Annotated in this window: 14 protein-coding genes; 6 read left to right on the top strand and 8 right to left on the bottom strand. The window is 45.1% G+C overall.

Going from position 1 to position 14,751, the window contains the following annotated elements; translation table 11 throughout:
- Positions 1-62: 62 nt before the first annotated feature.
- The 5 genes from EYS00_RS07070 to EYS00_RS07090 all read right to left on the bottom strand — a co-directional run bounded on the left by EYS00_RS07070 (position 63) and on the right by EYS00_RS07090 (position 5,675).
- The gene (locus tag EYS00_RS07070) at positions 63-554 is read right to left on the bottom strand and encodes a Mov34/MPN/PAD-1 family protein (protein ID WP_165399334.1); all 492 of its coding nucleotides are present in this window, start codon (positions 552-554) and stop codon (positions 63-65) included.
- Positions 554-2,308, bottom strand: a complete 1,755-nt coding sequence (locus EYS00_RS07075; RefSeq protein WP_130635858.1) for a ThiF family adenylyltransferase — start codon at positions 2,306-2,308, stop codon at positions 554-556. The genes EYS00_RS07070 and EYS00_RS07075 overlap by 1 nt, the downstream gene beginning before the upstream one ends.
- Entirely contained in the window at positions 2,308-3,480 is a 1,173-nt protein-coding gene (locus EYS00_RS07080) for a cyclic GMP-AMP synthase DncV-like nucleotidyltransferase (RefSeq protein ID WP_130635859.1), read from the bottom strand. The genes EYS00_RS07075 and EYS00_RS07080 overlap by 1 nt, the downstream gene beginning before the upstream one ends.
- A gap of 2 nt (positions 3,481-3,482) precedes the next feature.
- Positions 3,483-4,514, bottom strand: coding sequence for a CBASS cGAMP-activated phospholipase (locus EYS00_RS07085; RefSeq protein ID WP_130635860.1), 1,032 nt, complete (start codon positions 4,512-4,514; stop codon positions 3,483-3,485).
- A 153-nt stretch (positions 4,515-4,667) separates the two neighbouring features.
- Positions 4,668-5,675 carry a DNA-binding protein gene (locus EYS00_RS07090; RefSeq protein WP_130635861.1) on the bottom strand — a complete coding sequence of 336 codons (1,008 nt, stop codon included), beginning with the start codon at positions 5,673-5,675 and terminating at the stop codon, positions 4,668-4,670.
- A 189-nt stretch (positions 5,676-5,864) separates the two neighbouring features.
- Here EYS00_RS07090 and EYS00_RS07095 point away from each other — a divergent pair, with 189 nt between their 5' ends.
- Complete coding sequence (locus tag EYS00_RS07095; protein WP_130635862.1) at positions 5,865-6,827, top strand: site-specific integrase; 963 nt, start codon at positions 5,865-5,867, stop codon at positions 6,825-6,827.
- Here the strand turns inward: EYS00_RS07095 and EYS00_RS07100 are convergent.
- A complete protein-coding gene (locus tag EYS00_RS07100) occupies positions 6,793-7,035 on the bottom strand; it encodes a helix-turn-helix domain-containing protein (RefSeq protein ID WP_130635863.1) in 243 nt (80 codons plus the stop codon). The genes EYS00_RS07095 and EYS00_RS07100 overlap by 35 nt on opposite strands.
- 104 nt (positions 7,036-7,139) lie before the next feature.
- On the opposite strand from EYS00_RS07100, the gene EYS00_RS07105 reads away from it, so the two are divergent.
- The 5 genes from EYS00_RS07105 to EYS00_RS07125 all read left to right on the top strand — a co-directional run bounded on the left by EYS00_RS07105 (position 7,140) and on the right by EYS00_RS07125 (position 14,086).
- On the top strand, positions 7,140-7,646 hold the full coding sequence (locus tag EYS00_RS07105; protein ID WP_130635864.1) for a hypothetical protein: 507 nt from the start codon (positions 7,140-7,142) through the stop codon (positions 7,644-7,646).
- Positions 7,643-9,061: a DEAD/DEAH box helicase gene (locus tag EYS00_RS07110; RefSeq protein ID WP_130635865.1), complete on the top strand. Its 1,419-nt coding sequence runs from the start codon at positions 7,643-7,645 to the stop codon at positions 9,059-9,061. The genes EYS00_RS07105 and EYS00_RS07110 overlap by 4 nt, the downstream gene beginning before the upstream one ends.
- 320 nt (positions 9,062-9,381) lie before the next feature.
- Positions 9,382-10,224, top strand: coding sequence for a SprT-like domain-containing protein (locus EYS00_RS07115; RefSeq protein ID WP_130635866.1), 843 nt, complete (start codon positions 9,382-9,384; stop codon positions 10,222-10,224).
- A 46-nt stretch (positions 10,225-10,270) separates the two neighbouring features.
- Positions 10,271-13,333 carry a Tn3 family transposase gene (locus EYS00_RS07120; RefSeq protein WP_130635867.1) on the top strand — a complete coding sequence of 1,021 codons (3,063 nt, stop codon included), beginning with the start codon at positions 10,271-10,273 and terminating at the stop codon, positions 13,331-13,333.
- 183 nt (positions 13,334-13,516) lie between these two features.
- Positions 13,517-14,086: a YkgJ family cysteine cluster protein gene (locus tag EYS00_RS07125; RefSeq protein WP_130635868.1), complete on the top strand. Its 570-nt coding sequence runs from the start codon at positions 13,517-13,519 to the stop codon at positions 14,084-14,086.
- 134 nt (positions 14,087-14,220) lie between these two features.
- On the opposite strand, the gene EYS00_RS20855 is transcribed toward EYS00_RS07125, so the two are convergent.
- Positions 14,221-14,436, bottom strand: a complete 216-nt coding sequence (locus EYS00_RS20855; RefSeq protein ID WP_130635869.1) for a GDCCVxC domain-containing (seleno)protein — start codon at positions 14,434-14,436, stop codon at positions 14,221-14,223.
- 23 nt (positions 14,437-14,459) lie between these two features.
- Positions 14,460-14,750 carry a heavy-metal-associated domain-containing protein gene (locus EYS00_RS07135; protein WP_130635870.1) on the bottom strand — a complete coding sequence of 97 codons (291 nt, stop codon included), beginning with the start codon at positions 14,748-14,750 and terminating at the stop codon, positions 14,460-14,462.
- Position 14,751 lies beyond the last annotated feature (1 nt).

Consider the following 14,751-nt stretch of genomic DNA (forward strand, 5'->3'; position numbering starts at 1 on the left):
TTCGTTTTGAATTGGCACTGACACATTAGGCGTAGAAGCACACTATAGATATGAGACAAAGATCAAAATTCGTGCAGTTTGTCTATGGGTATTACTTTATTATCAGCCCAAAGCCCCCACCAGTTCGTTTCACGTCCAACGATTACCACGATCGCAAGTTTATTCATAAATGCCTTGCGCCAACTACGCAAATCCATTCTCGAAGGCAATGGATTATCCTCTGGGTGCGTGTGCCACTCGCCTAAATAAATTAAATCCTTGTAAGTTTTTGCAGGGTTTTTCATATCAGCTAGATGATGCTCGCATCGTCTCACAAACCTTGTGTTGGTAGCGTAGTCGTGACGACAGGGCTCAGTAACACTCAGCACTTCAATGCAAGGCGGATTGTCGACACTAACTTGCTCATCGCGTTCTGCCCGCATAACCCCCATAAGTATTCCGCCCTGCTCTTTACTTGTGGATTTTAGCTGTCGATACTGCTGCATCGTTGTAATCACATGAGATGGCACTAATAAATATCGGCCATTGGGTAAGGTGAACATCAGATCGTGCATCAGCGCCGGCACACACTGCAGTTGTTTAATGGTTTGGGGTTTTGCCACTTTAGACGTTGCACACCTGCACCCACTCTATACTGACGCAACCTCGGCGCGTTTTTATCATGTATGTTGTCCAGCAGCGTATTGACAATAAGTGACGCACCGGCTAACGACACACTTGTCGCGTAGGGCGTAAAAGACTGGCCACAACTCATGGCTAGTCGATTGTGTGTATCGTTGTCGTTGTTATGTTTGAAGACCGGAAACCGCTCTTTACCTTCAACGCGAAGACATTGTATGCAGCCGGCAGTGTTATCATCCAGTAAACACCTCACTGCCTCGCCATCAGCATCTATCCAGCCGTGCAAAAGCGTTGTTCCCTGTGACAGTGTTGATCGATGATAATCAGAAGAAAGCATGTTAGACAGTGGGATATTACCAACCGCATCAATGACAATATCGCAAAGGGTCAATAGTCTCTTGCAATAGGCTTCATCCATTGGAGGCCACACCTCACATTTTAACGGCCAATAGACACTATTTTGTAGAAAGTGTTTAAGCGCGGACGATTTGGGCTCTCCTAAATACTGTGCATCAAGTACATGACGTCCTATATTTTCAGGTTTTAACCAATCCCCGTCACTGAAGATAAGCTCACCGCCCTCGCCTGTTCCCGCACCTAGTTTGATCAGTGTGCTTGCGATATACCCACCTAAGGTGCCGCAACCCACAAGGGCTATCTTTAAGCCTGCTAAGTCTTTGTTTAATGTATTTCGGCCAATCACAAAGCCAGGTGAGGCATTCAAAATCCCTATTCGTTCGAATGACGTGGCTTGTTGTGCCGAGAACATCGCAACAATATCTTTGAGCTTTCTGCCTTTTTGTCGTGACTTTTTAGCCGATTCACGGGCTCGTTGATCACGTTTTGCTATGGCGCGAATATCCCGCTTGAAAATCACTCTCACTGCAAAGTGGTGTGTTAAACCGCTATTGTTGTTGTAATTTATCAAGATCGTAATCTCATGGGTGCGAAGCGCCATGTTCGCTACTTTCTCCAGCAATAAAGCCACAAAACTGCTGCCTTGTGATTGGCTCCACGCTATAAACGCCTGCCATGATTGTATCGGCCAAGACAACGGTTTGTCAGCGTTTGCTTGAATAGGCGCGTCTTTTAAGGTTAGCGTAACAACATTCTCAGCGGCGCCTTGGTTGTTTTGGGTGTAACCGCGTTTATGTGACCAGGCTTTGAACGTGACACTGTTTTCCCCTTCATGGAGCAGTGTTTCTGAAGTTTCACTCTGGGTTACCGGTGACCACCTCTTGTACTGCGCTATGTATCGCGCTTGTTCATTTCCAATTAAATACGCATAACGGTCTGGTCGCCAATAGGCATCAAACTCATTGTTGAAATCTTCCAATGACAGCTCTGGCGACACCATGCGTTTGATGGTCAGGTTGATAAAACCAATGATATCAGACGCGGCTTTTTCGGGTTGCTCAGCATCCAAATAGTACGCATTGTCATCGATGTAGCATAAAGCATTCCCATCCACGACATGGGTTTGTTTTACACCCTCTATCTTAGGCTTACTTAAGATAGTGACTTTTGGCGCATGTAAAAAGGCTTCATCGGGTTCGTGAATAAGCAACGAAAACGCATGGCCTGATTCAGTCACGTCATAGCGATAGCCTAATGTGGGCGTGGAAACAGGCTCCACGCCGATATCCTTCATGGCTTGACAGAAACGAGCTAAGGTATCTGTCGCCATTAACCAGAGACGTGAGAACGCGCTGCAGAAGGCGTAATGGCTGGTGCCGCGACAACCGGCTTTTTGCGAATGGCTGCCGGCGTGGCTTTTTCCTTTACCCAGTCTTCACGGTTTGGCAAACGTTGCCCCAACAGTGCGATTAACGCATTCACCGCGGATTGTTTTGTGGATGATGCGCACACCGCTTGTGAGTAGCGCAGCGACAACCCAGCTATTCGCGTCCTGATATCCTCTACATCAGCCTCGTCTTTGCAGCGCGACGGAAACATATTCTCGTTATCGTCGGTGGGATTGTTAATCTCGGCGGCGAAAATAGTCGGCAATGCTTGGGTTACCACCAAGAGCGCTTCACACTCACTGTCGGGCGTTTTAGCAAACTGTTCCAATGCTTTTACGGCGGCAACCATCAGCATAATTGAAGAAGGCCCCCCTTCTTGCCACTCAAAATCACGCCATGCTTTGAGGTAGCGACAGACATTGCGTAAAAATGGATAACGTCGCGTCTGTGCGACAAACCAATCGTGTAACTGCTTGGGGTCTGATTGTTGCCACGGTGCATTGTCATCTAATAGTGCAAGGTACACTTGATTGGGATCCAGTCTTTGATAGGGAATGAGCTCATCTTTATAGGCAAAATTGAGGGCTGCTGATCGAGCTTCTGTCAGTTGTGCATATTTGTCATCAGGGATTGCATACACCGGGACATCGATATGGATTTGCTCGTCTATTTGTAGCCGAAAACACATCTTTTTCTCTGACAATGGCCAGCCCTGTTGTTGTGATAACGCGGTCAATGATTGACGTACGAGTGTTATGAGTATCGACTTGTTCGCTGCAGGGTTACTTTCGACAAAAGTCATCGGAAAGTACACGCCGTCATCCAAATCGATTTGTTGATTGGGATAACACGGGAGATTTTGGGTCTTATAAGCGTGACTGCCTTGAGTAAAAAATTTCGGGCTAAGGCTCTGAGCAAACGTCTCTTCAGATTTCCTACTGTCCGATGCATTTTTGCGGTGTAAGGCAAAGTCATCGCGTAGTTTGTCTCGAATCGTCTTTCTGCACGCTAGCATGAATTTATCCGTTTCATCTGGCACATCGAGCCTATCTTTAAACGCTGGTTCGCTTTGATTATTCTTTAGCAACTTTTTAACGATGTATTTTTGGTTCACGTTTACGCCTCTTCTGTCTTTTTTGGGCCATAATAAAACGCTGGCCGTTTTGCTGTGTGGTTCATAAACCGTTCGAAATTCGGTGCATTGATTTGTTCCATCGCCACCTTATGTGCACTGGCCTGAAGTATTTCCATGGCTTGATCGCTTGCGTTATCTAGCGCCAAAATGCTGGCTTTTTTCTCTAAAGGCATTTCATCAATATTCAGCAGATTATCGCCATTCTCTAACATCTTACCCGCTAAAAAATTGTGTAATGTCTCGGTGGTCGACATGGCTAAATCAATGATCCCTTCTCCCATTCCCCATGCCTTCCAGTAACCGCTATTATGCTTTTCAGAATGATCGCTTGTGCGCTTACTACCCATGGTACCGACTTGCATGACATACACGTCCGATAGCGAGCGTCCAAGGTAGTGTTGCGTTTCCATCAGGCCCATCAAAACGGGTGAATTGGCGGCGAGTCCGCCATCAACGAAACGCTCTTTTTCTATTTGATGGATAGGAAAATACGTCGGTGCGGCACTGGTGGCGAGCGCCACGTCAACGACCGATAATTTGTGATCGGTTCGCAAATATGGATGATGCGGGGTTTTAAACGCTCTGATTTGGCCATTGGTCAAGCTGATGGCAGGCACGAGTACATATTTATCCAACTCCCCTATAGTCGTTGCTTGAAACATGAGTTCCAAAACGTCTTTTAAGGGTTGCGATTTATAGAGCGGATGCAACATTCGCTCAACATTGCTAAACCAATTCATTTTCTTCGGAAAAATAGTGAGTCGGTGGGTCAACATTGTTTGCAAGATCTCACGTGCGGTCAGTCCTTTGGACAACCCTAACGCAATGATCCCACCGATAGAGGTGCCACAGATCATGTCGAAGTGTTTTGCAATCGAATACTCTTCTGCTTCTGTTCCTGTCAGGCCTTTCTGCTCTGTTATGTAGGTTTCAAATTGCGCGAGCACAGAGGCGGTGAATACCCCACGAATGCCCCCGCCACTGAGCGACAATATGTTGAATTGCTGTTCCATCGTCTTTTCTTGCAGTTTATTTTAGCGCTAGAAAAAAGCATTGGGGGTGATTGACTGTTTTTCAACCCATCAACTGAATATATTTACAGTATTTTGATGAGCAGAGATTCTGTGTATGGATTAATTTTAATTGCTTTGGTGAATAATCACCGCTCACTGAGGTGCTGAAGTGCTAGTTGAGCGTGTTAATTTATCAATCAGGTCTTGTTGGCTCTGGCACCTACCTTCCAGACGGCTTTTCTCGGTGCGTATCGCATCTATTTCTTTTATCATGTTGCTGTTGGCCTCCTCTAGTTTAGCGCATTGCTGTTTGAGGTGACTACACTCTGCTTGCAAGACAATATGCGCGCTGTTCAGCTCTTCAAGCGTGTTTTTCTGCAACTGATATTGTGCTTTATTTGCGCTTTCTGACTTGATGCTCGCATCACGTTCACTGCGAACAACAGCCAATTCACTTTTTAGGGTGTCAATGTGGTGATGTGCGTCTGCTAACGCGGTTTGTTTTGCCGTTAATGCCTGTTGGGTTTTATGAGACACCTGGCGTAGCTGTGCGCACTCTTGTTCATGTTTCTCACTTTCTCGTTCGCGCTGCTGTGCCATGGCCTCGCGGTAGTGAGACAGTGCCTGGCGCGCATCGTGATGCTTTTCCTCCAAAGAGCGGTTGTGCTGTTGCGCTGTGTCAAGTTGTTGCTCTAACGCACTGATTTGCTGATGATAAAGTTCAAGTTTCTGTTGTGACTTGTCATTTTTCGCACGCAGAGATTTATTTTCTTGCCGCAGCGCATCCGCGTCATCACGCTGTTCTTGATTCAATACCGTCAATGTGTCGATTTGTGCTTTGAGCTGTGCGATCTGTTCGTCTTTATCTTGTATACCCTGCTCAAACAGCACGGTCTTTTCGTCAAGTGTTGCATGGGCTTCTTTTGTCAAACGGGCAGCCACGTGGTGCAAAAGCTGTTGCAATTCGTCAGATAACAATACTTGCGCATGTGCTTCATCTTGTGCGTCTTCCAAATGTTTCAAGTGCTTGTGAATGGTGCTTTTCGAGCCTGTATGGCCCAGCTCCGCGCGCACTGCATCAATGGAGACACGTTCACCACGCGCCAGTAACGTTTGTTTGGCCTTTTCGACGTTGTGTAAAGTGATCCCGCTTCGTGCCATTATTGCATACCGTATTACGTAATATGTAAACAAAGTATATTTACGAGGATTCAAAAGCGCAAACTTGAAGAAATAAGAGGCGTGATAATTCTGGGTTATGTTACCTTGACACCTCTACAGCTTTGATAAACTGTCAAAGTGATACATACTGTGTTATCGAACCGTAAAACGTCGTGAAAAATACAGCACATGCCTGGCTCAAAACGAAACGTACATGTACATTCCGTCGACGACTATATTCATGCGGCCACACGCGATAACACGCGGCGCACATACCAAGGCGCGGTTGAGCATTTTGAAGTGGATTGGGGCGGTGTGTTACCGACAACCAGTGATACCCTGTGTCGGTATTTGTCCCATTATGCTTCTTTACTGTCCTTTAATACCTTAAAGACCAGACTGGCCGCTTTGTCCCAGTGGCATCAAAGCCAGGGGTTTGTCGATCCAACCAAAGCCGCACAGGTCAAAAAGGTGCTCAAAGGCATTCGCGCATTGCACCCTGCCCCAGTAAAAAAAGCACAGCCGCTGGCGATGTCCGTGTTACAGCGTATCGATAACCATCTGAACGAAGCATGTCGGAGCGATAAACGACCTATCGCTTTGCGAGCTGCACGAGATCGCGCATTAATATGGGTTGGGTTTTGGCGTGGATTTCGAAGTGACGAACTGACGCGTCTTACACTGCAGCACATTAATAAATCGTCTGACAATGCGTTGACCTTGTATCTCCCCCAATCCAAGGGTGACAGACTCAACACCGGCAGGCACGTCTCGTTACCGGAATTAAACGCGCTATGTCCTACGTCCGCGTTAAAGACATGGCAAGAGATGCTAAATGAACAAGAAGGCCCTGTATTCAGAAAGATTGATCGTTGGGGTGCTGTAGCCGAGCATGCGCTCAATCCACGAAGTATTAGCCGGATCTTGAGACAACGCTTACAACAAGCTGGAATAAGAGACGCACAGATGTTTAGCAGTCACTCGCTTCGCCGAGGTTTTGCGCATTGGGCCGCGCAGCAACATTGGAGCTTGAGCGATCTGATGACGTATGTTGGTTGGAAAGACACGCGAACCGCCATGGCGTACCTAGATTCGTTACATCCTACCTTCCAACAAGTTAACGCTCTGGCGTCGACTCATCTACATCGGTAGCACCGGGTAAAAGCTCCTCTGGTGTAACACCAATTACCTGTGCAAGTTGAAATAAAAGCTCCACGGTGATATTCGTTTCTCCACGCTCAATACGTCCCATGTAACTTCTATCTATTTTTGCTTTTAACGCAAACGCCTCTTGTGATAATCCGACGGATTTGCGCGATGCGCGAATATTACGTCCCAGCGCAAGGGATAAGTGTGACATAAACCGACCTTTCTAAAAGTCAGTAATATCTCTACTTGCTGCCTAATAAACCACGGACTATAATCCGCATTTTTAAAATTCCCTTTGCAGTAAAAAGGTAAGTTATGCGTCAATTTACGCCCCACCCTGGCCTTATCCGGGCTATTACATCATTGAATACAAGTCGATTTCGCGTGACCGAATTACGCGACCGTTACATGGCATTGTACCCTGACTCACAGAATAAAAATGATGTGAGACGCTGGGTACACAGTTTTATGCGTACCTTTGTTAAACATGGGTTTTTAGTGGATGTCACACAAAAACAGGACAAGGCTGCGCATTATCAGGCGACGAAGAAATTGCACGATACTGTCAAACCTAATACAGAGACAAAGTCCTCTTTTCAAAACGATAAGGTTTCAAATCATACAGAAATCCAAAAACGTCTGAGTGCAAGACAGCACGATATTTTGATCAGTTTGGGCGCAACTGAAGAACTTGAAAGCTTGCGAAATGAATTTCCAGAGTTAGCACCGCGTATTGACCAACAACTGGTTACGTTTAAGGATCAAAATGTACGCACCTTAGGCAAGATCAAAGCCCTTGAAGCTTTATTAGCACAACCATGATAGATCTGCGACTCTGGCAACAGATTTGCCATGACCAAGCCATTACGCATTTTATGAATGGCTATCACCAATTCGGTTGTTTAGCGACGCCGGGGGCGGGTAAAACCATCTTTGCTGCGGCGACAATAAAGCGTCTATTCGATTTGGATATGATCGATTATGTGATATGTGTGGCTCCTTCATTAACCGTCAAAGCGGGATTAAGAAGCACGTTTGAACACGTCCTGTCTCTTCCTATGGATGGGCAGTTTAATGCAGTGGGTGTTTGTATGACGTACCAAAGTTTAGCGAGTCTACCCCCTGCGCTTCTCAATCGGCTGCGTAGCTATCGACTCGCTATCGTTTTGGATGAAATCCATCATTGCGGTGGCCAGGATAAAGCCGAAGCCACAGCATGGGCCGATCCGCTTTTGGCCTTGACTTATCAAAATGAACAAGCTTATACCTTGTCGTTATCCGGAACGCCCTGGCGTTCCGACCGTTTGCCGGTCACCACGCTGCGCTACAATGCATTATTGTCTCCACAGATGCACTATTGTTATGGCTTAAAAGAAGCCATAGCCGATGACGTTTGCCGCGCCCCGATAGTGTCGGTCATCGATAACGAACACTGGACAGTCACCACTGAGCAAGACGGCACCACTCATCATGCCTCTTTAGCATCCTTGTTATCCCATGATGGTCTGCGTTACGAGATGGTGCTTGAAAATCCACGATTTGTTAGTCATATGCTTAGCCTGTCAGTACAAGAATTAACAAAAAGACGCAGGCGTTATGCCGATGCGGGCGGTTTGGTTATTGCGTCTTCCATTGCGCACGCGAAATACATTCAAGCTGAACTAGAGAGCATGACGCATGAACCGATTTGTATCATCACCAGCGAAGATCCCGATAGCCAAGACAAACTCAACCGATACCGAAAAAGTCGCCAAAAATGGCTGGTCACGGTCGGTATGGTCACAGAAGGCACCGATATCCCCCGTTTGCAGGTATGTTGTCATTTAAGTCGAATCTGTACGGAGCTGCATTTTAGACAAGTGCTTGGTCGGGTGCTTCGACGTCGCGAGAAACGCGATGCCAATACAGCGGTACTATTCATTCCGGCTCAACCTGATCTGATTACCTTTGCCAATCGCCTGCAATGCGAAGTGCCGGATGCCGTTGTGATTGACCGCCCAAAATTGACGTCGACACAAACAATAGGCGTTTCACCGTCCTCAACATTCCCTCTTTCACCTGTTAAGCACACGCCCGACAGGGTTTCCGATGAGAACAATGTCGATGACAATACAAGTGTGGTCACTTCATCAATAATACGCGCGCACTTACTCCCTTCCACAAATACAGTGACATCAAGCGAAGTGAGTGTGAGTGCCTACGGAAAATACAAAGAAGAGGTTTTGCGTTACATCTAGTTTATCGACCCATCTGCATCGACCGCTCTTAATTCCTCATGTAGACATTGCATGTTTATACGTACCCATCAACGTCCCCAAACCCAGCATGGGTTTCCCTATCGCAATTCATTTCTGAGTTTTTTGGCATCTAGTATGTAATTTTTTGGATAAACGTATGATTTAATTCTATAATGTTAGAGAAGCGATCATTCCAGAAACCTTAAAGGTTAGACCAGATTGATTTACTGTAAACATTTGAAATCTATAAATAAAATAAATTTTCGATAAGAATATTTTGGATCGTATGATCCAAAATGAAGCGAACGGAATTAATAACGATGGCGTCAAACAAGCCGACTGAAAAAACGTATGGGCAGCTACAGTATGCCTATGACTATTTCAATAAAAAACTGTTCAATGCCCGTTTGCCAGAGGTCGTTTTCACCTACCACAGACAAAATCGCGTCATGGGTTATGCCTCATTTCAGCGCTGGGAGCAAGGTAACAACACCTATGTTGATGAAATTGCCATCAACCCTGAATACTTTACAAAATACCCGTTAATTGAAATATGTCAAACGCTTGTGCATGAGATGACACACATTTGGCAGGGGCATTTTGGTAAGCCTGGACGACGCGGATACCATAACCAACAGTGGGCAAACAAGATGCAGGAAATCGGTTTGATGCCTTCTGCAACTGGAAAACCAGGAGGTGCAATAACAGGCGAAGCAATGATGGACTATGTCTTGCTCGATGGGCCGTTCATGCGCGCGTGCAAAGCCCTAATAAAGCAAGGCTTTTCATTTCCTTTGCTCGACCGCTTCCCCGTGTTTAGAGTGGATGCCCCAATCACAGTGTATGATGATAAGGACAATCCCGTCACTCTCGACCAGCACTACCAATTAAAAGACGCTCCATCAGCCCCCATGTCAGCTTACAAAGATGATCTTTCTGTTGTCGCCATCCAACCTCATGACGCTGATGAGGCAAACGTGTCATCGATAAATAGTGAGCAGATATCAAATGGCGCGCCTGACATCCTGACCACCACGCGCCCGAAACGACATTCAGGTCGCGTCAAGTATATCTGTAAGGGATGTTCTTGTTTATTTTGGGCAAAACCAGGATTAAATGTTGGCTGTTTAGATTGCAATTTAAAATTTCAGGAAGAGGACTGAATTCTTATCTACGCTTAGGGTTTTGGAATAGAAATCAAAACCTGCCATGCAAAACCCAACACTCTTTACACAAGCGCATCACGATACCCCACCGGTGTTTAATGCCGTCGATCGACGATACCATCTCCAGCTCGATGAAGCTTTTATACAAGGCCCGTTAAAAGACGTACGTAAGAACAGTAACCGCGTGTTCTTGTGCTTAGCGTATCGCTATTTCTGTATGTCGAATCAGTTTTTTGACATCGCTATTGACGACGATATTCGTTTTATCGCGCAACAGCTGGGCGTCGCTAATCCGCCGAGTTGGGAAGACTATCAAGCCGACACGAAAAAACGTCACAAGCTTACTATTCTGGAATACATGGGCGTTAAACCTTTTGTTGATGATGACGCCCAGCAACTCATCTTAGACAAACTCATTCACTTCGCACAATGCCAGCTCCCCTTTAAACAAGCATTTAAATCCTTGGTTGTTTTTTTGCGAGAAAAACACATCGAAATCCCAGACTTTCGAACCCTTGAGACGAAGATCAAAAAGACCTATCAAGAGGTTGTCGATAAGCGAATTAAGACTGTCGAGAGTGCATTAGATGCGGACACCAAACGCGAATTGGATAAACTCTTCGATAAATCACCCGGTGGTGTGCACGGACAATACCAACTAACGTTACTCAAGACCTTTTCACAAAAGCTCAGACCACGAGAAATTGCACGAAATATTGAGAGTTTTAAACAGCTCCACGCACTCTTTACTTTGATTGAACCTGCCTTGAAAGCACTGCATTTACCAACGGCCGCTATCAAGTATTACGCTAAAACTGTTCAAAAAACGCAAGTATTCCAGATTGAACGACGCACTGAAGCTGATCGCTATTTGCATTTAGTAAGCTTCATCGCAGATCGTTTCTTTACGCTGCAGGACATCTTGGCGGAGACCTTAAGGCAATCTGTCACCACTGCCTATAATGCCGCTGAAAAACAAGCCAGAGAACACTTTTACAAAGCAAGACAGACGCAGCACGCGCATGCACAAAGTTTAGTGGCATGTACCACTGACCTATACAAAGCCGTGCAACAAATCGAAAGTATACTCAATGATGCGACTTTAAGTGCTGAGCAAAAACTAGCCAAAGTGAGTGAGGCAGTGCAAAAGACGAAGCCTAATCACGATAAAACGGCAAAGACCATTGAAGATGTTAAAACCGATTTGGATTCGCTCAGTGGTGATGCTTTGTTTTATCATTTTTTGGAAGAGGGCTCGCGAAAGCTTCAGCTGCGATGCAATGCGTTGGTTAGCTGCTTAACGTTCAGTGATGACAGTGTGGATAAAGCCCTGTTAAGTGTTATCCAGCGTTTCCAAGAAACTGAAGGGAAAGTCGATGCCTCATTTGCGGTCGATTTTCTGTCGGTAAAAGATCGCAAACATATCGATAAGAAAGAGACGTTTAGAGCACAGCTCTACAAGGTCGTACTATTCAAGTATATATCGGATGCCATTTTTGGCGATGGTTTGTCACTCCCCTACTCTTATGAATGTCGCGCCCTCGATGACTACATTATCCCGCAACAGGTTCTTAATGACAATTATGACTCCTTTCTTATTCAGGCTGATGCGCTTCACCTTAAAGATAAAGCAACTGTCCTGAAAGATGCCTTAGCAAAACTGGATGTTAGCTATCAACAGACAAATGAACATGTGATGGCAGAAGCCAATGACTATGTGAAAGGCGATGGCTTAGGGGGATTTCGCCTCGCACACAGTAAAATGAACGCGGTTCAACTACAGGAAATGGTGGAGGCCGATGTTGACCTCTTTCCACAAGCACTCCGTGTGACCTTGCCGGAATTGTTAAGTACCGTGCATACCTGTACGGGATTCTTAAATGAACTTCAACCTCACAGCCAACGCTACAATAAAAAGCGTCCACACAATCGCGAGTTGGTCGCGGGACTCATTGGTAAAGGGTTGCATTTTACTGAGCATAAGTTTGCCAAAATCATGCGTCAGACCAATACATCGACTGTGGCTACTGTACAAAAGAGCTTTCTTTCCAATGAAAACTGTATATTGGCCTGCAACGCTATTATGCATTTCATTGACAAAATGCCATTGGCCGATCTTTTTTTAGTCAACGGAGAGCCGATCACCTCAAGCGATGGCGTAAAATATACCAATTCGAAAGGATCGCTTAACGCCCGAAACTCGTTTCGCTACGGCGGCAAAGAACAAGTGGTCAATGCGTACCTTGCTAATGATTGTCGAAACCTATTCACCCATGCCAACGTGATAGGCGGTGCAGAGAGGGAAGCCCCTTACATGATTGATTGTGTTCAGAATCAAGAAGTGGTGAAGTCGAAAATGCACGTTACCGATACGCATGGCTACACGGAAATGGTATTTGGTGCCACCGATTTACTCAGTATTACCTTTGCGCCCAGAATAAAAAACATTCATCGTCTGCAACGCTTTGCCCCTAAGGGCAAGAAAAAGTCATATGCCCACAAAGAGTATCCCATTCTGCCAAACAAAAACATCACTCCGGAACACATACTCGCAGGTTGGGATGAGCTTATTCGCATGGTCGTATCCATCAAGCTGGGTTACACCACCGCGTCGCAGCTTTTTAAACGGTTGAACTCCTATACCAGCGACAGAAACCCGCTCAAAAAGGCATTAACAGCATACGGGCAAATCATGAAGACGCAGTATATTTTGGACTACATAGACAACCTGGAATTGCGACAGGTCATTCATAAACAACTCAATAAAGGCGAAAGTGGCAACCGACTGGACAGAGCGCTGGCCATCGGCTCATCAGGATTAGACTATGTAGAAAAAGAAGAACAAACAGCCGTTGAAAACTGTAAACGAGTGATCAAGAACGCCATTATTTGTTGGAACTATATGTATCTGACGCAGAGACTCATTAATACTGAAAATACAGCCGAGCGACGCGCGTTAATCGAAAAGATCAAAGCGTCTTCAGCCAATGCGTGGGACCACATAGTTATCCATGGTGAAATCGACTTTTCAGATTCTCAATTGGAAGACTCTCAGCATTTTGCGTTTGAGCGTATGCATGATATTGATATTTTACTGTCTTCGTAATACAGGAAAATAGCCACAACGAATTGGCAAACGTTGACTCATTAGATAGTTTTCAAAATGCGTTGTAATTCGATGGATTTGTCATAAGTAGCACCGACTAATTTACCTGTCCAGAGTGCTTGGCAGTCAGTTGTTACTAAAATAAATTCCAAAATAATATACTTTTTGAACAAGGCTTAAGTAATGCAAAAACAAGAACAAATTTACGAATCGGCAAACGAAGTTGCAAAATCTAACTTCAAGAAACTCTCTAACTCGATGCCGGTTGAGTTGAGCCAAAAAGAAGCCAAGATAGCAAAACGATTAACCAAAGCTAAAATGCCTGTGTTGAGAAAACTCAACAGGTTATATGAGTTGATGGATGAGCTATCGGCCCATGTTGATAGATTTACGCCCTGTTCCAAAGGCTGCAATCACTGTTGTACTTATCCTGTTACGGTGTCAGAGATTGAAATACAGAATATTGAAAACAGTACAGGCGTGAAAAGAAACGCAATAATCGTGAAACAAGAAAGGGGGAAGTTTACACCATGCCCGTTTCTCAAAAATGGTGCCTGCTCTATTTATGATGCGCGGCCGTTTGTTTGTAGGATGCACGTAACAATAACTGAAACCAACGAATGGTGTAAGCCTGAAAATGCTTTTGAATATTCTTTTCCACTACTCTCCTTTACAGAAATAAATAAGTCTTATGATTTGATTAGAGTTGAGAGTGGAAAGCCTTCATTGGTGGATATTAGAGATGTATTTTGACGTGTCGAAAAAAGCTTACTCTAGGCGTAACATCATTTTGATTAGTAAAAACTTAACCTGAAACACCCGCACAGACATGCAACCAATGGAATGCAAACATCGATTGAACTCACAAAAATGGTAGACTGTCACTTTCAGGAATCACAACAGGACTTTCCCTCCTGGATCGGCGGGCACTTTACAGTTCCAAAAGAACAGTAAACACAACAGTCGCCTGCTTTTGGCTTTAATAGCGTTTTGCAAGCTACGCATTCGTAAAACCATTGGCATGCATTGATCGGCATAGTTTCTTGACTAACGTGCCCACACTCAGGGCAAGTTAAAGTTGATAGTAATTCAACATCAGCCACAGCGCAGCGCTCCTTGATAATAATTAACTCTTAAGAAGTTTGGCTGGGAAGCCAGAATTTGAAACAGCGTCTATTAAGTCCTGTGTTGAGACTTCTTCATTATCAAAAATCACGACAACCGTTTTGTCTTTCATAGACACTGAAACCTCATTTACCCCATCTAACTTGAGCAATGCACTTCGAACTACCACTGGGCAGGTCGCGCAGCTCATATTTTCTACCGTCAGCGTAGCGTTTTGCGTTTCCGCATGGCTGACAAATGGCATTAGCCAAAAAGTCGTTGCTAGCAATATATACATTAAATTACGTTTCATT

The organism is Alteromonas sp. KUL49, from assembly GCF_006538345.1.
In the GTDB taxonomy this organism is placed as follows: Bacteria; Pseudomonadota; Gammaproteobacteria; order Enterobacterales; family Alteromonadaceae; genus Alteromonas.

What these genes read in the sequence shown, in the direction of transcription:
- EYS00_RS07100 (WP_130635863.1), bottom strand. Translation starts at nt 7,035, where the DNA reads ATGTCACACTTATCCCTTGCGCTGGGACGTAATATTCGCGCATCGCGC.
- EYS00_RS07115 (WP_130635866.1), top strand. Translation starts at nt 9,382, where the DNA reads ATGGCGTCAAACAAGCCGACTGAAAAAACGTATGGGCAGCTACAGTAT.
- EYS00_RS07105 (WP_130635864.1), top strand. Translation starts at nt 7,140, where the DNA reads ATGCGTCAATTTACGCCCCACCCTGGCCTTATCCGGGCTATTACATCA.
- EYS00_RS07085 (WP_130635860.1), bottom strand. Translation starts at nt 4,514, where the DNA reads ATGGAACAGCAATTCAACATATTGTCGCTCAGTGGCGGGGGCATTCGT.
- EYS00_RS07095 (WP_130635862.1), top strand. Translation starts at nt 5,865, where the DNA reads ATGCCTGGCTCAAAACGAAACGTACATGTACATTCCGTCGACGACTAT.
- EYS00_RS07070 (WP_165399334.1), bottom strand. Translation starts at nt 554, where the DNA reads ATGCACGATCTGATGTTCACCTTACCCAATGGCCGATATTTATTAGTG.
- EYS00_RS07110 (WP_130635865.1), top strand. Translation starts at nt 7,643, where the DNA reads ATGATAGATCTGCGACTCTGGCAACAGATTTGCCATGACCAAGCCATT.
- EYS00_RS07120 (WP_130635867.1), top strand. Translation starts at nt 10,271, where the DNA reads ATGCAAAACCCAACACTCTTTACACAAGCGCATCACGATACCCCACCG.
- EYS00_RS07075 (WP_130635858.1), bottom strand. Translation starts at nt 2,308, where the DNA reads ATGGCGACAGATACCTTAGCTCGTTTCTGTCAAGCCATGAAGGATATC.
- EYS00_RS07135 (WP_130635870.1), bottom strand. Translation starts at nt 14,750, where the DNA reads ATGAAACGTAATTTAATGTATATATTGCTAGCAACGACTTTTTGGCTA.
- EYS00_RS07125 (WP_130635868.1), top strand. Translation starts at nt 13,517, where the DNA reads ATGCAAAAACAAGAACAAATTTACGAATCGGCAAACGAAGTTGCAAAA.
- EYS00_RS07090 (WP_130635861.1), bottom strand. Translation starts at nt 5,675, where the DNA reads ATGGCACGAAGCGGGATCACTTTACACAACGTCGAAAAGGCCAAACAA.